The sequence below is a fragment of the Streptomyces sp. NPDC018693 genome (genome assembly GCF_044391385.1).
In the GTDB taxonomy this organism is placed as follows: Bacteria; Actinomycetota; Actinomycetes; order Streptomycetales; family Streptomycetaceae; genus Streptomyces.
This window is the reverse complement of the sequence record NZ_JBIRZZ010000003.1, coordinates 408998-427481: the sequence shown is the minus strand read 5'-3', so window position 1 is coordinate 427481 and position 18484 is coordinate 408998. Positions and strand designations below refer to the sequence as shown.

16 protein-coding genes are annotated in these 18484 nt (G+C 73.8%); 11 read left to right on the top strand and 5 right to left on the bottom strand.

What is annotated here, in order from left to right:
• Positions 1-513, top strand: coding sequence for a MarR family winged helix-turn-helix transcriptional regulator (locus ACH5AC_RS10275; RefSeq protein ID WP_398861283.1), 513 nt, complete (start codon positions 1-3; stop codon positions 511-513).
• 20 nt (positions 514-533) lie between these two features.
• Here the strand turns inward: ACH5AC_RS10275 and ACH5AC_RS10270 are convergent, their stop codons facing one another.
• Positions 534-2015, bottom strand: coding sequence for an FAD-dependent monooxygenase (locus ACH5AC_RS10270; RefSeq protein ID WP_398861635.1), 1482 nt, complete (start codon positions 2013-2015; stop codon positions 534-536).
• Between the two features lie 140 nt (positions 2016-2155).
• Here ACH5AC_RS10270 and ACH5AC_RS10265 point away from each other — a divergent pair, with 140 nt between their 5' ends.
• The gene (locus tag ACH5AC_RS10265; protein ID WP_398861282.1) at positions 2156-2719 is read left to right on the top strand and encodes a TetR family transcriptional regulator; all 564 of its coding nucleotides are present in this window, start codon (positions 2156-2158) and stop codon (positions 2717-2719) included.
• 146 nt (positions 2720-2865) lie between these two features.
• On the opposite strand, the gene ACH5AC_RS10260 is transcribed toward ACH5AC_RS10265, so the two are convergent.
• From ACH5AC_RS10260 to ACH5AC_RS10250, 3 genes are read right to left on the bottom strand one after another with little or no spacing between them, the layout of a single operon-like run.
• Positions 2866-3141, bottom strand: coding sequence for a hypothetical protein (locus ACH5AC_RS10260; RefSeq protein ID WP_398861281.1), 276 nt, complete (start codon positions 3139-3141; stop codon positions 2866-2868).
• A gap of 48 nt (positions 3142-3189) precedes the next feature.
• Positions 3190-5328: a 4-alpha-glucanotransferase gene (malQ, locus tag ACH5AC_RS10255; protein WP_398861280.1), complete on the bottom strand. Its 2139-nt coding sequence runs from the start codon at positions 5326-5328 to the stop codon at positions 3190-3192.
• A complete protein-coding gene (locus tag ACH5AC_RS10250; protein WP_398861646.1) occupies positions 5329-5583 on the bottom strand; it encodes a hypothetical protein in 255 nt (84 codons plus the stop codon).
• A gap of 208 nt (positions 5584-5791) precedes the next feature.
• Between ACH5AC_RS10250 and ACH5AC_RS10245 the strand changes: the two genes are divergently transcribed.
• The 3 genes from ACH5AC_RS10245 (at position 5792) to ACH5AC_RS10235 (ending at position 8524) form a co-directional block, all read left to right on the top strand.
• Positions 5792-6325 (top strand): PadR family transcriptional regulator, encoded by a 534-nt coding sequence (locus tag ACH5AC_RS10245; RefSeq protein WP_398861279.1) that lies wholly within the window; start codon positions 5792-5794, stop codon positions 6323-6325.
• Between the two features lie 34 nt (positions 6326-6359).
• Positions 6360-7106, top strand: coding sequence for an ABC transporter ATP-binding protein (locus ACH5AC_RS10240; RefSeq protein ID WP_398861278.1), 747 nt, complete (start codon positions 6360-6362; stop codon positions 7104-7106).
• A 74-nt stretch (positions 7107-7180) separates the two neighbouring features.
• Entirely contained in the window at positions 7181-8524 is a 1344-nt protein-coding gene (locus ACH5AC_RS10235) for an ABC transporter permease (protein WP_398861634.1), read from the top strand.
• Between the two features lie 167 nt (positions 8525-8691).
• Here the strand turns inward: ACH5AC_RS10235 and ACH5AC_RS10230 are convergent, their stop codons facing one another.
• Positions 8692-9228, bottom strand: coding sequence for an HNH endonuclease (locus ACH5AC_RS10230; protein ID WP_360213324.1), 537 nt, complete (start codon positions 9226-9228; stop codon positions 8692-8694).
• 315 nt (positions 9229-9543) lie between these two features.
• On the opposite strand from ACH5AC_RS10230, the gene ACH5AC_RS10225 reads away from it, so the two are divergent.
• From ACH5AC_RS10225 to ACH5AC_RS10200, 6 genes are all read left to right on the top strand, one after another.
• Positions 9544-10638 carry a mechanosensitive ion channel family protein gene (locus tag ACH5AC_RS10225; RefSeq protein ID WP_398861277.1) on the top strand — a complete coding sequence of 365 codons (1095 nt, stop codon included), beginning with the start codon at positions 9544-9546 and terminating at the stop codon, positions 10636-10638.
• A gap of 292 nt (positions 10639-10930) precedes the next feature.
• Entirely contained in the window at positions 10931-12313 is a 1383-nt protein-coding gene (locus ACH5AC_RS10220) for a hypothetical protein (protein WP_398861633.1), read from the top strand.
• Between the two features lie 17 nt (positions 12314-12330).
• Positions 12331-13359, top strand: a complete 1029-nt coding sequence (locus tag ACH5AC_RS10215) for a glutamate ABC transporter substrate-binding protein (RefSeq protein ID WP_398861276.1) — start codon at positions 12331-12333, stop codon at positions 13357-13359.
• A 73-nt stretch (positions 13360-13432) separates the two neighbouring features.
• Positions 13433-14746, top strand: a complete 1314-nt coding sequence (locus ACH5AC_RS10210) for a hypothetical protein (protein ID WP_398861275.1) — start codon at positions 13433-13435, stop codon at positions 14744-14746.
• 7 nt (positions 14747-14753) lie between these two features.
• On the top strand, positions 14754-17213 hold the full coding sequence (locus ACH5AC_RS10205; protein WP_398861274.1) for a tetratricopeptide repeat protein: 2460 nt from the start codon (positions 14754-14756) through the stop codon (positions 17211-17213).
• A 3-nt stretch (positions 17214-17216) separates the two neighbouring features.
• A complete protein-coding gene (locus ACH5AC_RS10200; protein WP_398861273.1) occupies positions 17217-18416 on the top strand; it encodes a PP2C family serine/threonine-protein phosphatase in 1200 nt (399 codons plus the stop codon).
• Positions 18417-18484 lie beyond the last annotated feature (68 nt).

The window sequence follows — 18484 nt, the reverse complement described above, 5'->3', positions numbered from 1 at the left end:
ATGAGTGCACAGCCCAGGGACGCCGTCGACGCGATCATCGACCAGTGGGCGGTGGTCCGGCCGGACCTCGACACCGCCGCCATGGAGGTCTTCGGCAGGATCTTCCGGCTGTCGCGCACGATGGGCGACCGGATGGAGAAGGCGTACGCGGCCCTCGGCCTCTCCCGCGGCGAGTTCGACGTGCTGGCCACCCTGCGCCGCTCCGGCGAGCCGTACACCCTCTCGCCCCGCGAGCTGTCCGCGACGCTCATGCTGACCACGGGCGGCATGACCGGCCGCCTCGACAAGCTGGAGCGGGCCGGCCTGCTGCGCCGCTCCCCCGACCCGCACGACCGGCGTGGACTGCAGGTCACGCTCACCGAGCAGGGGCTGGAGCTGGTCGAACGGGCCGTCGGCGCCGGGCTCGCCGTCCAGACGGAGGCACTGTCCTCGGCCCTGAACGCCGAACAGGCCGGCCAACTGGCCGACCTGCTGCGGGCGTTGCTGGAGGGGACGGGGCGGGCCGAGCACTAGGGCCGCCGCGCGCCGCGGGCTCAGCCGAGGTGCGTCGCGAGGGCGGCCTCCGTGTCGGCCGGGGTGGCGGTGTCCGAGGCCCAGGCGACGTAGCCGTCGGGGCGGACCAGGAGGGTCGTACGGCGGTCGCCCGCCCAGTGCTGCACGGTCAGCCGGTCCTTGCGGGCGGCCGTGTCGGCGTGCCCGTTCGCCCGAGGGGTGATCAGTACGAAGCGGCCGCCGCGCAGGGCCTCGTAGAGGCGGCCGTCGGCGAGGGCGACATCGGGGACGCGGGTGCCGGTGAGGCGGTGTGCGCCACGCGGGGCGGCGTAGCGGTAGGCGATGCCGGAGATCTGCCCCAGGGCCTTCGCCCGGGCCGGGCGGGTGATGTTGACGAAGGCCGAGACGAGACCGCGCAGGGCGCGCAGCACCGGGCTCTGTGCCCGGGCCAGCCGGACCAGACCGCCACTGCTGCGCAGCACCGCCCTGCCGACCGGGTGGCGCTCGGCCTGGTAGGTGTCGAGCAGGCTCTCGGGCGACCGGCCCTTGACGACCGCGGCGAGCTTCCAGCCGAGGTTGGCCGCGTCCTGCAGGCCCGTGTTCATGCCCTGCCCGCCGGCCGGGGAGTGGATGTGCGCGGCGTCGCCGGCGAGGAAGACCCGCCCGACCCGGTACTGCGGCGCCTGCCGTTCGTCGCTGTGGAAGCGGGAGAGCCAGCGCGGGTCGTGCATGCCGTAGTCGGTGCCGAGGGCGCGGCGGGTGACCTCCTTGATCTCGTCGAGGTCGAGCGGGGCGTCGTCGGAGACCTCGTGACGGCGGTTCCAGCCCATGACCCGGTACCAGCCGTCGCCGAAGGAGGCGATCATCGCGAAGGCGTCGCCCGCGCCGTTGACGGTGAGGACGCCTTCCGGCTGCTGGGCGAGGCGGACGTCGGCCAGGAACAGGGACTTGATGACGGCCACGCCGGGGAAGGACACGCCGATCGCCCGGCGTACGGCGCTGCGGCTGCCGTCCGTGCCGACGACGTAGGCGGCGCGGCGGGTGACCACCGTTCCGTCCGGGCCGCGTACGTCGAGGTCGACGCCGTTGTCGTCCTGCCGCAGGCCGATGACCTCGCTCTCGTGGGCGAAGTCGACACCCAGCTCCCGTGCCCGCCGCTCCAGGAGGCGCTCGACCTCGTACTGCGGGGTGATGAGCAGGAAGGGGAAGCGGGACGGCAGCGTGCCCAGGTCGAGGGAGAGGCGGCGGAAGAGGCGCAGCTCGGTGATGGTGTCGCCGGTGGCGAGCAGGTCGTCGGCCAGGCCGCGGGCGTCGAGCTGTTCCAGGGTGCGGGCGTGTACGCCGAAGGCGCGGGAGAGGTTGCTGATGCCGTGGGGGCGCTTTTCGAGGACGGTGACCGGGACCCCGGCGGCGGCGAGGTCGCCGGCGAGGAGGAGGCCGGTGGGGCCGGAGCCGACGACGATCACGGGGTGCGCGGAGGGGGTGGTGCCAGTGCCGGTGCCGGTGCCGAGGGTCTCGTTCATCTTGGCCTCCATCTTGGCCTGCTGATGCCAACGCTTGTTGGTCAACACCTGTTGGTCAACGCTTGTTGGCAACCATAGGGCGGCATCGGCGACCGGGTCAACACTTGTTGGCAAACAAGTGTTGACCTACGCTCGTCGGCATGACCGACGCCAAACGCCGCTCCGACGCCACCCGCACCGCGATCCTCGACGCCGCCCGCGAGCGCTTCGCCACCGACGGCTACGAGCGGGCCACCATCCGGGCCATCGCCCGGGACGCACGCATCGACCCCTCGATGGTGATGCGCTACTACGGCAGCAAGGAGGGCCTCTTCGCGGCCGCCATCGCCGTCGACCTCAAGCTGCCGGACCTCGCCCCGCTCCCGCGCGAGGAGGTGGGGTGGGCGCTGGTCGGCCACTTCCTGGACATGTGGGAGGAGAACGAGGTGCTCACCGCCCTGCTGAGGGTCGGGGTCACCAACGAGGCCGGGGCCGAGCGGATGCAGGCCGTCTTCCGCGAGCAGCTCCTGCCCGTCGTGCGCACGGCGTGCCCGGACCCCGAGCAGATCCCGGTCCGTGCCGCGCTCTGTTCGGCCCAGCTGCTGGGCCTGGCGCTCACCCGGTACGTGCTGCGCTTCCCGCCGGCGGTCGAGCTGTCCCGCGAGGAGCTGCTGGCCTGGCTGGCGCCCACCCTCCAGCGCTACCTGACGGCGCCGAACCCGTAGAACACCAGTCGTACGACACCGGTCGTGAACTGGTCGCGAACCGGCCGTGAAACGCCAAGGGCGCCGTCCCCGTCACCGTACGCACACAGCGTCGTACGGTGACGGGGACGGCGCCCTGAGGCGTGTCCGGGAGCCCGCGGAAGGCGTCAGGCCGTCGCGTCGGCCTTGGTGGTGATGTTTGTGCTGGTGGTGTCGTGCTTCTTCTGCGACCGGTCCAGGACCATCACCAGACCCGCGATGACCGCGAACAGCGCGATCGGGGCCACGACGAACAGACCCAGCGTCTCGATGACGCTCAGGCCCGGGCCGGGGTCGTCGCCGTCGTCGCGGGTGACTGCGAGCGCGGGGGACGACATGAGCAGCATCATCAGCGTCGTACCGGCGGCCAGGGCGCCGGCGCGCAGGGCGTTCTTCTTGTCCACGGTGCCAAAGGTAGCGAACGGCGGGGAGGCGGGCGCGCCCGGGGTGCCTTATGAGTGGCCCGGTGCCGGTGGCGGTCGCCGCACCACGTCCACCAGCGCCCGCAGTCTCGCCGACCCGGCCAGCTCCTCCAGCGTCACCGGACGCCCCCGCGCGTCCGCGATCGGCAGGCGCCAGTTCGGATACTGGTCCCAGGTGCCGGGGAGGTTCTGCGGGCGGCGGTCGCCGACGCCGTCGGGGAGCCAGACGCCGATCATGCGGGCCGGGGTGGCGCACAGGAAGCGGTGGACGGCCTGGATCCCGGCCTCCTCGGAGGCGTGGTCGCCGCCTCCGCCGGTGCCGTGGAGCAGGCCGAGGCGGGCGAGGAACTCCAGCCACTCCCCCGTGTCGGCGGAGTCGGCCGCGCGTTCCTCGTCCAGTGGGCGGGTCAGCAGGCCGAGGCGGTCGCGCAGGTCGACGTGCTCGCCGGTGAGACGGGCGGCGGTGGGCGGCAGGTCGTGGGTGGTGGCGGTGGCCAGGCAGTCGGCGCGCCAGCGGTCGGGCGGCAGCGGGCTGCCGTCGCCCTCCCAGTCGCGCTCGAACCACAGCACGGAGGTGCCGAGCACCCCGCGTTCGCGCAGTGCCTCACGCACGCCCGGTTCGACGGTGCCGAGGTCCTCGCCGATCACCGCGGCGCCGGCCCGCGACGCCTCCAGTACGAGGACGGCGAGCATGGCGTCGGCGTCGTAGCGGACGTAGGTGCCCTCGGTGGGTGCTTCGCCCTGGGGGACCCACCAGAGCCGGAACAGGCCCATGACGTGGTCGATGCGCAGGGCGCCGGCGGAGCGGAAGAGGGCGCGCAGCAGCCGTCGGTACGGGGCGTAGCCGGACTCGGCGAGGCGGTCGGGGCGCCAGGGCGGCAGGCCCCAGTCCTGGCCGCGGGCGTTGAAGGCGTCGGGGGGTGCGCCGATGGACATGCCGGGGGCGAGGTACTCCTGCTGGGCCCAGGCGTCGGCGCCGGTGGGATGGACGCCGACGGCGAGGTCGTGGACGACGCCGATCGGCATGCCGGCCTCGCGTGCGGTGTGCTGGGCGGCGACGAGCTGGGTGTCGGTGAGCCAGGCGAGGCGGGAGTGGAAGTCGATGCGGTCCATCAACTCGGCGCGTGCGCGGGTGGTTTCGGCGGACCGGGGGTCGCGCAGGCCCGCCGGCCAGCGGCTCCAGTCGGAGCCGTGGACCTCGGCGAGGGCGCACCAGGTGGCGTGGTCCTCCAGGGCATCGCCCTGCTCCGCGAGGAAGTCGCAGTAGGCGGCGCGCCGTCCGGGGCCGAGGGGGACGGCGGAGAGGAGTTCGAGGGCTTCCTGTTTCAGGGCCCAGACCGCGTCACGGTCGATCAGCGCGCCCTTCTCCAGGACGGACGCGCGCAGCCGGGCCGCCTGTTCGCGCAGGCTGCGGACGCGGTCGTGGTCCTCGAGGTAGGCGTACTCGGGGAGGTCCTCGACGCGCAGGTGCACGGGGTCGGGGAAGCGGCGGGAGGAGGGCCGGTAGGGGGAGGGGTCGGTGGGGGTGCCGGGTACGGCCGCGTGCAGTGGGTTGACCTGGACGAATCCGGCGCCGAGCGCGCGGCCGGCCCAGCCGGTGAGTTCGGCCAGGTCGGCGAGGTCGCCCATGCCCCAGGAGCGGGTGGACAGGAGGGAGTAGAGCTGGACGAGAAGTCCGTACGTGCGTCCGGGCGGCGTGGGCAGGCGGGGCGGGGCGACGACCAGGTGGGCGCGGGCGGCGCGGCCGTCGGGGGCGGTGGCGGTCAGGGTGTGGACGCCGGGCGGGAGCTGGGCGAGGGGGGCCGGGGCGTCCAGGGGTGTGTGGGTCTCGCCCGTTTCCGTGGTGACGTGGAGGCGGGTGCCCTCGGGCAGGTCGGCGAGGGTCCGGGGCGGGCGGGTGGAGCCGTTCCAGACCACCACGGTGGGCGGCAGCAGCCGTTCGCCCAGCTCCCGCTCGCGCCGGGCGAGTGCCTCGCGTACGGCGGCCGGGGTGCTCGCGTCGACGCCGAGGGCGGCCAGGGCGCGGGTGACGGCGGCGCCGGAGGCGGTGACCGTGCGGTCCGGGGAGGGGCGGTAGGAGGTGGCGACTCCGTGCAGGCCGGCGAGGCGGGTGAGCTCCTCGGGGAGGTTTCCCGCGGCGGTGGCCGGGTCCGGCCCGGGCGTCGTCATCTAGGGCCTCGTGGTATGTGCGTCGGCGGCGAGCGGCGGTTCGCTGGTGAGGGGCTCGGCGTCGGGCAGCGGGGGTTCGCTGGTGAGCGGGGGTTCGGCGCAGGAGCGTTCCGCGCTGAACGCGCACGGTTGGGGTTCCTCGGTGTACTCGGCGGCCGCCGCGCGCTGGGCGGGCAGGTCCGCCGCGCGCTGGGCGGGCAGGTCCGCCGGGCGTTTGGAGTGGCGCGGGAGCGGGGGGTGGGCGGGTGCGATCACGATGTCCTCCTCGTCGGGCCGTTGCGGGATTACCGCAGCCCTACCCAGCGGGCGCGGCGACAGACGCACGGATCGCAACTACATGCCACTTGTCACATTCTGCCCGTTCTTGACCTTCACCTCCCCCCGACATCCCCCGGCTTCTCCCCCCGGCACCTCCTCCGGGGACTATTCACTCAGTACATGTAGCGGGTGCATAATGCTGGGCATGAGCACCCGTCACATCCTGTTGGGGCTGCTCGCCGCGGGGCCGAGCCACGGCTACGACCTCAAGCGACGCCACGACGAACGATTCCCGCAGGCCCGGCCACTGGCCTACGGGCAGGTGTACACGACCTTGCAGCGGCTGGTCCGTGACGGCCTCGCCGAGGTCGAGGGCACGGACTCGGACGGGGGCCCGGAGCGCACCCGGTACCGGTCGACGGAGCGCGGGACGCGGGAACTGACCGAGTGGGCCGAGGACGTCGCGCCGCCGGCGCCGTTCGTCGCCAACGAGATCTTCGCCAAGGTCGTGGTCTCGATCCTGTCCGGCGGCGACCCGGCCGCCTACCTCCGGGCGCAGCGCGCCGCGCACATGGCGCGGATGCGGGAGCTGACGGCCGTCAAGACGGGCCCCGGCGCCGATCTGGCGACCGTACTGTCGGCGGACTACGCCCTCAACCACCTCGACGCCGACCTCCGCTGGATGAACACCACGGCGGCCCGGCTCACCACCTTGACCGCGGAGGTCGACGCGACATGAACCACCGCGAAACGAACCACAACGGGGGTACGACATGACGGACGCCGTGGGAGAGAACGGCACCGCGGCAAAAGCCCGGGCCGCCGAGGGCGCTGACGGGAAGGGCGTGCCGCTGCTGGCGGCGCGGGGGCTGACCAAGGCGCACGGGAGGACGCGGGCCCTGCGCGGGGCCTCGCTGGAGCTGGGGGCCGGGGAGATCCTCGCGGTCAGCGGGACCAGCGGCAGCGGAAAGTCCACGCTGCTGCACTGCCTCGCCGGGATCGTCCGGCCCGACGAGGGCTCCGTGGCGTACGCGGGCGAGCGGCTGGACCAGCTGCCCGAGAAGCGGCTGAGCGAGCTGCGGCGCACCGACTTCGGAGTGGTGTTCCAGTTCGGGCAGCTGATCCCGGAGCTGACCGCGCTGGACAACGTGGCGCTGCCGCTGCTGCTGGCCGGCACCGAGCGCGGGGCGGCGCGGCAGCGGGCCGGGGAGTGGCTGGAGCGGTTCGGGGTGCGCGGGCAGCAGGAGCTGCGGCCGGGCGAGATGAGCGGCGGCCAGGCCCAGCGGGTGGCGCTGGCGCGGGCGCTGGTCACCGGCCCGAAGGTGGTGTTCGCGGACGAGCCGACGGGCGCGCTGGACTCCCTGGCGACCGAGCAGGTGATGACGGCTCTGGTCCACACGGCCCGCGAGTCCGCCACCTCGGTGCTGCTGATCACCCATGACGCCCAGGTGGCGGCGTACGCGGACCGCGAGGTGCGGCTGCACGACGGCGTCGTGACGGCGACGGGGGTGGCCGCGTGAGCGGGACGGGTCCCGGTGGCGGGCACGCGGGTTCCGGTGGCGGGCGCACGGGTTTCGGTGGGCTCGCCGCCGATCTGCGGCTCGCCTGGCAGCTCACCCGGGGTTCCGGCCGACGGGAGTGGTGGCGGGTCGGGCTCACGGCGGCCGGGGCGGCGCTGGCCGCCGGGTTCGTGACGGCCGCCGTGGCGCTGGCGTCGCTGCGCGGGCAGTACAGCGTGCCGTACGCCCACGGTCTGCTGGACAACCCCGGTGAGCGGTCCGGGGTGATCGGCGCACTGCTGCTTCTGCTGGTGCCGGTGCTGGGCTTCCTCGGCCAGTGCGCCCGGATCGGCGCCGTGCACCGCGACCGGCGGCTGGCCGGGCTGCGGCTGGCCGGTGCGACCCCGGCCCAGGTGCGCCGGATCGCCGCGCTGGAGACGGGGCTGGCGTGTCTGCTGGGCTCGCTGGTCGCGGCGCTGGCGGCGGTCTCGGTGCTGCTCGTCGTGTGGCCGGGGGCGCCCCTGCTCGCCTGGGTGGGAACGGCCGTGGTCGCCCTGGCGGTCCCGGTGCTGGGCGCGGTGACGGGCGCGCTGGCGCTGCGCCGAGTGGTGGCCTCACCGCTGGGCTGGGTACGCCGGGTGCGGCCGAGCAGCGGACGGGGGCCGGCGCTGGTGTTCACGGGTGCGGTGCTGGTCGTCCTCGTACTGGCGCTGGTGGCCGTGGGGAACGCTTCGGGCGGCACGGACCGGGGGCTGCCGCTGGCGGTGGTCGGCCTGGTACTCGCGGTCGGCGCGGGCACCGTGTGGCTGGCCGGGGCGGCGTCCCGGCTGACCGGGCGGCTGCTGGCGCCGCGGGCCCGGTCGGCGGCGACGCTGATCGCGGCGGAGCGGCTGCGGGACGACCCGTGGGCGGTGGCCCGCACCCATGCGGCCGTGCTCCTGGTGACGCTGGTCGGTACCGGCTTCGTCGGCATCCGCCAGGTGATGCTCGCCGATCTGAACCGCTCGGACCGCGAATGGCAGTTCGCGGCCGACGCGGAGTTCTACACGACCGGCCTGGACCTGACGGCCGCCGCCGTCCTGGTCGCCCTGGTGATCGCCCTCTCCGGCCTGGCCGTGGGCACCGCCGAGTCCCTGGCCACGCGCCGCCGCGGGCTGGCCGCGCAGGTCGCCGCCGGGGTGCCGCGGGCGGTCCTGGGCCGCGCCCTGCTCCTGGAGACGGCGCTGCCCCTGGCCCCGGCCGTGCTGCTGGCGGGCGCGGGCGGCATGGCGATCGGCGTCGGCTATGCCACGCTCCCCTCACAGGAGGGCCTCACGGGTGCACCGTACGCGGCCCTGCTGGTCCCGCTGGCCGTCTACGCCGGCTGCCTCCTGGCCACGGCGACCTCCCTGCCACTGCTGCGCCGCTCGGTGCAACCGGCGGAACTGCGCTACGTCTGAGCGCCGCGCGCGCCTCGTACGAGCGCCGTGCGCGCCCTACGGGACTGTCGCCCGAGCTTCCGCGCAACGGGCGCTACGACAGCTCGTCCGACCCGGGGGTACGGGGGTCCCCCAGGTCGGGACGGGTCGGCCGGGTGGGTCCGGCCGACTGCACGAAGGCCCGGATCTCAGGCTGAGATGCCGTCGATCCGGGCCAGGGCGTCGTCCGCGCCGTACGGCTGGAGGTAGGGCAGCCAGCGCGGGTCCCGATGGCCGGTGCCGATGATGCGCCAGGCCAGACCGGTGGGCGGAGCGGGTTTGTGGCGCAGCCGCCAGCCGATCTCGCCGAGGTGGCGGTCGGCCTTCACGTGGTTGCAGCGGCGGCACGAGGCCACCACGTTGTCCCAGACGTGCTTGCCCCCGCGGCTGCGCGGGATGACGTGGTCGACGCTGGTTGCGACGCCACCGCAGTACATGCACCGGCCGCCGTCGCGCGCGAAGAGCGCACGGCGGGTAAGAGGAACGGGCCCCCGATAGGGAACCCGGACGAATCGCTTGAGCCGGACCACGCTTGGTGCGGGGACTGTGACGGTCGCGCTGTGCAGAAAGGCGCCGGACTCCTCGAGGCATACGGCCTTGTTCTCGAGGACGAGGACGAGCGCGCGGCGGAGCGGTACGACGCCGAGCGGCTCGTACGACGCGTTGAGGACCAGGACATGCGGCACGGATGCCTCCTTGGGCGTCGGCGGCGCGTGGCTCGCGCCGGGACGATCTGCAGTCAGTCTCCCCTCATGCCTGGTGAACGCGCCACCATGTCCCGGTAACGGGCTGGGAGTGTTTTCGACCACATCTGATGCATCCCCCGGATGGTGGTGGGTTCAAGCGCAGGTGAGCACGATCCGCGCACCCCGCGTCCGGCGGAGGCACACACAATGCCCCGTTAGTGTGTTCCTCCTGCCCGTACGGTGATCTTTTCGTGACCTTGGTGATCGTGACCTTGGTGCCGCCGGGGCAGACCGATGCACCTGGAGGTACCCGCCGTGTCCTTGTCCGCCGCCCTGTCGGCCGCCGACCCCTCGCCGTCACCGTCCCCCTCGGAGACGCCGGCCGTGGTGGTGCCCACGCTCCAGGACGCCCAGGAGAGCGCGACCAACGCCGCCGGCTGGGTCGAGGAGAACTGGTCGACATGGCTGGCGATCGGGCTGCGGGTGCTGCTGATCCTGGTCATAGCGGCGGTGCTCAGGGTCGTGGTGCGGCGCGCGATCACCAAGCTGATAGACCGCATGAACCGCACGGTCCAGACGATGGACGGCACGGCGCTGGGCGGACTGCTGGTGAACGCGGAGCGCCGGCGGCAGCGCTCGCAGGCCATCGGCTCGGTGCTGCGCTCGGTGGCGAGCTTCCTCATCCTGGGCACGGCCGCCCTGATGGTGCTGTCCACCTTCGAGATCAATCTGGCCCCGCTGCTGGCGTCCGCGGGTGTCGCGGGCGTGGCGATCGGTTTCGGCGCGCGGAACCTGGTCACGGACTTCCTGTCCGGCGTGTTCATGATCCTGGAGGACCAGTACGGCGTCGGTGACACGATCGACGCGGGCGTGGCGTCCGGCGAGGTCATCGAGGTCGGGCTGCGGGTGACCAAGCTGCGCGGCGACAACGGGGCGATCTGGTACGTCCGCAACGGCGAGGTCAAGCGCATCGGCAACATGTCGCAGGGCTGGTCCACGGCCCATGTGGAGGTCACCCTGCGCCCCGAGGAGGACCTGACCCGGGCGAAGGAGGTCCTCACGGCGGCCGGCCGGACCATGGCGCAGGACGAGCCGTGGAACGAGCTGCTGTGGGGCCCGGTGGAGGTGCTCGGCCTGGACAGCGTGCAGCCGGACGCGATGGTGATGCACGTCTCCGCGAAGACCATGCCGGGCAAGGCCGTGTCGGTGGAGCGCGAACTGCGCTGGCGCCTGAAGCAGGCCCTGGACGCGGCCGGCATCCGCCTCGCCGCCCCCGCCGAGGATCCGGTGGAGGAGGATGCGGCCCCCGACCCGACAGCCTCGATCGCGGCCCCGTCCGCCTACTCCAACGCCCTCTCCCCGGAGTCCCGCGCGGCGGCCCCGCTGACTCCGCCGAGCACCGTGAAGTAGCGGAACGCTTCAGCACACTCGCGCTCCCGCGTGGCCGCCCGCGGTCTCGGGCCGGATCTGCAACCGGCGGGCGGTTGTGCCGGCGCCACAGCCGCCCCGCGCCGGAACCGAACAGGTTCCCGGGACGTGTTCCCCGGTGACCGCGCTGCGATCCGATCAAGATCCAGGCAAGGCCGGTGCGGATGTCAGTCCCGGCGGGGATACTTGCGGCGAGGGATGACCATGGGGGAGGTCGGACGGGATGAACCTGCCGAAGAGCAGCGCGGCACCGCCGGGTTCCGGCGCGCCCACGATGCCGGCGGTGCCCCCGCAGCCCGGTTCCCCCCATCGCCCCGCCGTCGTGAACACGCCCGCGCCGCCCCGCCGTACGGCCCTCGCCGAGGGTGTGGACCGGCTGCGCGTGGCCGCCGTCACCGAGCCCGGCCGGCTGCGCGCCATCGGCGCCGTACTCGCCCTGCTCGTCATCGCGTTCGGCGCGGTCACCGCCTGGCAGACGGCGTCGCGGGCGACCGCCGCCGACGCGGTGCTGCACCGCAGCCAGCCGCTCAGCTCGGCCGCCGCCGACATCTACCGCTCCCTCGCGGACGCCAACACGGCCGCCTCCAGCGGCTTCCTGGCCGGCGGCCAGGAGACGGCCGAGACCCGCGAGCGGTACGAGCGGGACATCGACACCGCCGCGGCGGGGCTCGTCACCGCGGCGAACAACTCCGAGCCGGGCTCCGCCTCCGCCGCCGCCATCACCAGGCTGAACACCCTGCTGCCCGAGTACAAGGGCCTGGTCGAGCGCGCCCGCACCTACAACCGCCAGGGCTTCCCGGTCGGCGGCGCGTATCTGCGGTACGCGAACGAGAAGATGCAGCAGGAGATGCTCCCGGCGGCCGAGGACCTCTACAAGAAGGAGAACCAGCGCCTCCAGGACGACTACGCGGACGCGACCCCGTACCCCTGGGCGGCGATCGCGCTCGGGGTGCTCGCCCTGGCCGCGCTCGCCTGGGCCCAGCACCGCAGCTACCGCCGCACCAACCGGATCCTCAACCACGGCCTGGTGGCGGCGACGGCGGCGACCACGGTGGTGCTGCTGTGGCTGGTCGTCGGCCACGGTGTCGCCCGCGCGGGCCTGAACGACTCCTACGAGCACGGCGTCCGCTCGCTGAACGTCCTGCACGACGCCCGGATCGCCTCCCTGAAGGCCCGCGGCAACGAGAACCTGACCCTGGTGGCCCGCGGCGCGGAGACGGTCAAGCAGGGCGAGCGGACCGTCGACCGCTACGACAGCGGCTTCACCACGGACATGGGCCTGCTCGGCAAGGGCCTCGCCGAGGCCGCGCGGATCGCCGACGACCGGGCGGGCCGCGAACCGGTCGCGGCGGCCGAGGGCAACATGGCGGAGTGGCGCAAGCGCCACACCGCCGCCCGCGCCCAGGACGACAACGGCAACTACCAGCAGGCGCTGGCCCTGGTGATCGGCGGCAAGGGCGCCACCGGCGAGTGCTTCGACAGCGTCGACGCCAACCTGGCCAAGGCGCTCGACCATGAGCAGAGCGAGTTCCGGCGGGCGGCCGGCGACGGCCTGGACGCGATGGCCGGGCTGCCGGTGGGCACCGCCGTCCTCGCCGTCCTGGGCGCGGCGGGCGCCGTCCTCGGGATCGGCCGCAGGCTGTCGGAGTACCGGTGAGAGGGGGCGTGGTGACGATGCGCGCGCGACGGGTACGGGCCGGGCTGAAGGGCTGGGGCGGGGTGGCCGCCATGGCGGCCGTGTGCGCCCTCGCGCTGGCCCTGGTGCTCCTGCTGCCGGTGGTGCGTTCCCACGGCGACGGCAGTACCGGTGTGGGCAACCGGGGCGTCGGCACCGGCACCCCGGCCGCCGACACGACGTGCACGGCACCGGAGCAGCAGACCCTCGCCCCGGCGGGCGTGGACGGGCCGGCCATCGAGGCCATCAAGAGCCGTCCGGGCGAGAAGCGCAAACTGGTCGTCGGCGTCGACCAGAACAGCTACCGCTGGGGCTACCGCGACCCCAACAACGCGGGCGCCGAACTGGAGGGCTTCGACATCGACCTGGTGCGCCGGATCGCCCAGGACATCCTCGGCGACCCGAACGCGGTCCAGTTCAAGGCGATACCGACCAACCAGCGCATCCCGGCGATCCAGGAGGGCCGGGTCGACATGGTGGTGCGCACCATGACGATCGCCTGCGACCGGCTGAAGGACGTCGCGTTCTCCGCGCCCTACTTCAGGACCGGGCAGCAGGTCCTCGCCCCCAAGTCCTCCGAGATCACCGGCTACGACGGCACGCTGGCGGGCAAGAAGGTGTGCACGGCGGCCGGTTCGACGGCGTACGCCAAGCTGAAGGGCGACCGGGAGGCGGGACGGCTGCCCGCCGACACGGACATCTCCCTGACCGTGCCCAACCAGCTGGACTGCCTGGTCCGCCTCCAGCTCGGCGAGGCCGACGCGGTGGTCACCGACGGCGCACTCGCCGCCAGCCAGGCCGCGCAGGATCCGACGGTGGAGCTCAAGGGCGCCCCGTTCACGGCCGAGTACTACGGCGTGGCGATGAAGAAGGACGCCGACGATCTGGTACGCCGGGTCAATCAGATCCTCGTGCGGTACCGCGCGAGCGGCTGGCAGGCGTCGTACGACACGTGGTTGTCGGCGACACTGGGTAAGGATGCGACGGCGTCGAGGCCGCCGGCGCCCCGATATCTGCGCACGAGCTGACAGAGCGTCAGGAAGTAACCGGGCAGGACGAGCAGCGACCGAACGGCAACCCACGGCGAGCGAGAGGTGATCGATGGGCGTCACGGGGCCCCCCGGGCCGGTGATGGACCGGGACGAGGTGGACCGTGCGCTGGCGCGGCTCGGCCAGGAACACGAGGCGATCGAGACCTCGCTGCTGGCCCTCCAGGACCACGCGGGCCGCAGACTCCTCGAAGGGGCCGAACTGACCGGCGTCACCCAGGAACGCTGGCAGGCCGCCGAGGCGTCGATCACCCTGCTGTGGTCGTACTTCGACGCCTACACGGACGCGTTGCGCTCCGCGCGGGAGATCCGCGCCCGCCGCCGCTGGTCCAGCCGCGAGGACCTCGTGGAACTCACCGAGCTGCTGCGCGGCGACGCCATCACCGTCGCGGACGGCGCGGGCGGGCCCGCCGCGCCGGGCACGGGCCGGCTCAGCCAGAGCTTCTCCCTGGCCACGCTGGTCGACCGGATGAACGACCTGTACGCGTCGTCGCTGGACATGGTGGTCGCCGCCGACGCGGTCTGGTCGGCGCTGCCCGCGCGGATCGACCTGCTCTCCGCCGAACTCCAGCGCACCCGCCGGCTCGCCCACTCCGTCGGCGTCCGCCCCGGCGAACACCCGGCCGGCGACGACCTGGAGCGCATCACCCGCACCCTGACCGGCCTGCGTGAGCAGGTGGTCTCCGACCCGCTCGCCTTCTGGCTGCCCGCACCGGGCAGTTCGGCCCCCGGCGGCGGCCGGCCCGACACCACGGTGTACGACCGCGAGGCGCGCGCCCTGGAGGACGTACGCCGGGAGATCGACGCCGTGTTGACGGTCCGTCAGGATGCCGAGCAGCGGCTGGTCAAGCTGCGTGACCTGCTCTCCCGCGCGGACCGCACGCTCGCCGAGGCCCGTACCGCGCGCGGCGAGGTGCTGGCGAAGATCGCCGCGACGGAGGTGCCGGTGGTCAGCGGCCCGCCGACCGCGCTGCAGGAGCAGCTCGCGACGGCCGCCGAGTACCGCAGATCCGCCCAGTGGCACCGGCTGTCCCCGCTGCTGGAGTCCCTGGAGGAGAAGGCCGAGGACGAACTGCTGCGCGCCCGCGAGTCGTTGACCGCGGTCACCGCCCCGCTGGCGGTCCGCGCGGAACTGCGCGGCCGCCTCGACGCCTACAAGGCGAAGATCGCCCGGCACGGCCTCGCGGAGGACCCGCTGCTGGTCGAGCGGTACGACGCGGCCCGCCGCATGCTGTGGAGCGCGCCCTGCGACCTGCGCGTCGCCGAACAGGCCGTCCTGCGCTACCAGCAGGCCGCCGCCGAACTGCTCGGCGCCCCGCGCGTCCCGGGCCAGTACAGCGGGCCGCACGATCACAGGGGGGCGTAGTCAGGTCATGAACCAGGCAGGACAGTCATGCCAGCGACCCGGCTGCGAGGGGTCGTACGAGGACATGGGCGGCGGCGAGCTGTACTGCGACACCTGCGGTCTCGCCCCCGTCGTCTCGGTGAACGGCCTGGTCGGCTCGCCGCCCACCGGGATCACCGGCGGCGGCAAGGGCTCGGCGGGCAGCGGCAGTTCACGCTCCGGCCGCTCCTCGCGCACGTCGTCGCAGTCGTCGAGGTCGCGGCGCTCGGTGTCGGGACGCCTGTCGCGGTCGCTGTCGGGCAGGTCGACCGGCCGCTCGGTGTCGGTGCGCAGCTCCGGCTCCTCCGCCGGGTCCTCCGGGCGGGCCCGGCTCGGCGTCGGACTGGTCACCGTGCCGCAGGTGCCGCGGCCCGACCCGCGCGCGATGGTGCTCGACAACCCCGAGGTGCCCGAGCGCAAGCGGTTCTGTTCACGCTCCGACTGCGGGGCGCCGGTGGGGCGTTCGCGCGGCGACCGGCCGGGGCGCACGGAGGGCTTCTGCACCAAGTGCGGCCACCCGTACTCCTTCGTGCCCAAGCTCGGCGCCGGTGACGTCGTGCACGGCCAGTACGAGGTCGTGGGGTGCCTGGCGCACGGCGGGCTCGGGTGGATCTACCTCGCCGTGGACCGGGCGGTCTCCGACCGGTGGGTGGTGCTCAAGGGCCTGCTGGACACCGGCGACCAGGACGCCATGGCCGCAGCGATCTCCGAGCGGCGCTTCCTCGCGGAGATCGAGCACGCCAACATCGTGCGGATCTACAACTTCGTCGAGCACCTCGACCAGCGCACCGGCTCGCTGGACGGGTACATCGTCATGGAGTACGTCGGCGGCAAGTCGCTGAAGGAGATCGCCAACGCCCGCCGCACACCCGACGGACGCCGCGATCCGCTGCCGGTGGAGCAGGCGTGCGCGTACGGCATCGAGGCGCTGGAGGCGCTCGGCCATCTGCACAGCCGCAATCTGCTGTACTGCGACTTCAAGGTCGACAACGCCATCCAGACCGAGGACCAGCTCAAGCTGATCGACATGGGCGCGGTGCGGCGGATGGACGACGAGGAGTCCGCCATCTACGGCACGGTCGGCTACCAGGCGCCCGAGGTCGCCGAGGTCGGCCCGTCCATCGCCTCCGACCTCTACACGGTCGGACGCACCCTCGCCGTCCTCACCTTCGACTTCCAGGGCTACACCACCGTCTACGCCGACTCGCTGCCCGATCCCGACTCCATCGAGGTGTTCCGGCAGTACGAGTCCTTCTACCGGCTGCTGGTCCGCGCCACCGACCCCGACCCGGCCCGCCGGTTCGCCTCCGCCCAGGAGATGGCCGAGCAGCTGACCGGCGTGCTGCGGGAGGTCGTGTCCCTGCAGACGGGCCGGGCCCGGCCGGCCCTGTCGCCGCTGTTCGGACCGGAGACGCGGGTGACGGACACGGAGCTGGTGCCCCGGCTGGAGGACGAGGTGTCGGTGCTGGGCGCCCGGGGTTCCCGCAGGGGCGTCGGGACAGCCGCCGTCGCCCCCAGCCTGGTCAAGCCGGTCGACGCCCCGGCCGCCGCGCTCGCCCTTCCGGTGCCGCACGTCGACGCCGGGGACCCCCACGCCGGTTTCCTGGCGGGGCTGCTCGCCTCCGCGCCGGGCGAGTTGGTCGCCGCCCTGGCCGCCGTTCCGGCGCCCTCCGTGGAGACACGGCTGCGGCTGGTGCGGGCCCGGCTGGAGAGCGGGGACCGCGGTGCCGCGCTGGCGTCCCTGGATGAGCTGGAGGACGAACGGCCCGACGACTGGCGGGTGGTCTGGTACCGGGGCGTGGCCGCGCTGGTCACCGGGGACCACGAGGGCGCCGCGCTCGCCTTCGACGCGATCTACGACGCCTTCCCCGGCGAACCCGCCCCCAAGCTGGCCCTCGGCCTGTGCGCGGAGCTCCTCGGCCAGCTGGACAACGCCGCCGAGTACTACCGCCTGGTCTGGTCGACCGACCCCAGCTATGTGAGCGCCGCGTTCGGCCTCGCCCGCGTGCAGCTCGCTGCCGGGGACCGTCGCGGCGCCGTAGTGACCCTGGAGTCGGTGCCGGAGTCCTCCATCCACTACACGGCCGCCCGGGTGGCCGCCGTACGGGCCCGGCTGCGGCAGCGGACCGCCGCCGCCACCGACGTACCCTTTGTGGAGGACCTCACCGCCGCCGCGGCACAGGTCGAGGCGCTGGACGCGTTCGGTCTCGACCCGACCCGGCGCGAACGGCTGGCCGCCGAAGTCCTCGGCAGCGCGCTGGACTGGATACTCTCCGGTGGCCAGGGCGCCGGCCGGCGGACGCTGCTCGGCAGCGACCTGGACGAACGGGGGCTCCGCTTCGGCCTGGAGCGCTCGTACCGCACGCTCGCCCGGCTGGCGACCGGCGGTGAGGAGAGAATCGATCTGGTGGAACGTGCCAACCGTTACCGCCCCCGGACGTGGGTGTAGTTGATGTCGCAGATGCCCCGGCAGGCCGCCCTGTCGAAGTGTCCGAGCTGCGCGGAGCCGCTCGAATCGGGTGACCGGTTCTGCGGTGCGTGCGGATACGACCTGTCCGCCGTGCCGCAGCACCCGGACGACCATCCGACGCTCGCCATGAACGCCTCGGCGCCGTGTCCGGCGGATGATCCGGCCGCTCCACAGACGGCCGAGGTACGGTTCGACCGGCCGCACGAGCCCGAGGAGTACTCACTCCAGGCCCCCGACCCCCGGGTGGCCGCCGCGGCGGCCGAGGCCGCGCAGCGGTGCGTGGCCTGCCGGGCGGGCCGGGTCGACGGAGACGGCTACTGCGAGAACTGCGGACACGCCCAGCCCCGCGAACGCGACCACATGGAGCAGGAGTCGGGGCCCGCGGCCGCCGTCAGCGACCGCGGTCTGCGCCACCACCGCAACGAGGACGCGTTCGCCCTCGGCACCACCGCGCTGCCCGACGGCTCCCCCGCCTGCGTCGCCATCGTCTGCGACGGCGTCTCCTCCGCGACCCGTCCCGACGACGCCTCCCTCGCCGCCTCCCGCGCCGCGAGCGAGTCACTGCTGGCCGCCCTGCCGCTGGGCACCCACCCGCAGCAGGCCATGCACGACGCGATCGTCGCCGCCTCCCACGCGGTCAACGCGCTCGCCGAGGAACCGGCCACCGCCCGCGAGCACGCCCCCCACCAGAACGCCCCCGCCTGCACCCTCGTCGGCACCGTCGTCACCGCCGGCCTGCTCGTCGTCGGCTGGGTCGGCGACAGCCGCGCCTACTGGGTGCCGGCGGACCGCTCGGCGCCCGCCGCCCGGCTCACCGAGGACGACTCCTGGGCCGCGCAGATGGTCGCCGCCGGCCTGATGAACGAGGCCGAGGCGTACGCCGACGAGCGCGCCCACGCGATCACCGGCTGGCTCGGCGCCGACGCCTACGAACTGGAGCCGCACACCGCGTCGTTCAAGCCCGACCGGGCCGGTGTGGTCGTCGTCTGCACCGACGGCCTGTGGAACTACGCCGAGGCGGCGGAGGAGATGGCCGGCGTCATCCCCCTCGACGCCGCCGTACGTCCCCTGCACAGCGCGCGCGTGCTCGTCGGGCACGCCCTGGACGGCGGGGGCCACGACAACGTAACAGTGGCCGTCGTGCCGTTCCCGGCGGCGCCTCAGGGGGCAGGATCGGCCTGAGGCGACAAAAACGGGGAAACCTCAGCGGATCGGAGGGGACCGGTCCGGACTGACTCATCACCCGCCGA

Bases quoted from the DNA above. Each gene is read 5' to 3' on its own strand.
- ACH5AC_RS10275 (WP_398861283.1), top strand. From the start codon at position 1: ATGAGTGCACAGCCCAGGGACGCCGTCGACGCGATCATCGACCAGTGG.
- malQ (WP_398861280.1), bottom strand. From the start codon at position 5,328: ATGACGACGCCCGGGCCGGACCCGGCCACCGCCGCGGGAAACCTCCCC.
- ACH5AC_RS10245 (WP_398861279.1), top strand. From the start codon at position 5,792: ATGAGCACCCGTCACATCCTGTTGGGGCTGCTCGCCGCGGGGCCGAGC.
- ACH5AC_RS10270 (WP_398861635.1), bottom strand. From the start codon at position 2,015: ATGAACGAGACCCTCGGCACCGGCACCGGCACTGGCACCACCCCCTCC.
- ACH5AC_RS10220 (WP_398861633.1), top strand. From the start codon at position 10,931: ATGCCGGCGGTGCCCCCGCAGCCCGGTTCCCCCCATCGCCCCGCCGTC.
- ACH5AC_RS10215 (WP_398861276.1), top strand. From the start codon at position 12,331: ATGCGCGCGCGACGGGTACGGGCCGGGCTGAAGGGCTGGGGCGGGGTG.
- ACH5AC_RS10240 (WP_398861278.1), top strand. From the start codon at position 6,360: ATGACGGACGCCGTGGGAGAGAACGGCACCGCGGCAAAAGCCCGGGCC.
- ACH5AC_RS10210 (WP_398861275.1), top strand. From the start codon at position 13,433: ATGGGCGTCACGGGGCCCCCCGGGCCGGTGATGGACCGGGACGAGGTG.
- ACH5AC_RS10200 (WP_398861273.1), top strand. From the start codon at position 17,217: ATGTCGCAGATGCCCCGGCAGGCCGCCCTGTCGAAGTGTCCGAGCTGC.
- ACH5AC_RS10265 (WP_398861282.1), top strand. From the start codon at position 2,156: ATGACCGACGCCAAACGCCGCTCCGACGCCACCCGCACCGCGATCCTC.
- ACH5AC_RS10205 (WP_398861274.1), top strand. From the start codon at position 14,754: ATGAACCAGGCAGGACAGTCATGCCAGCGACCCGGCTGCGAGGGGTCG.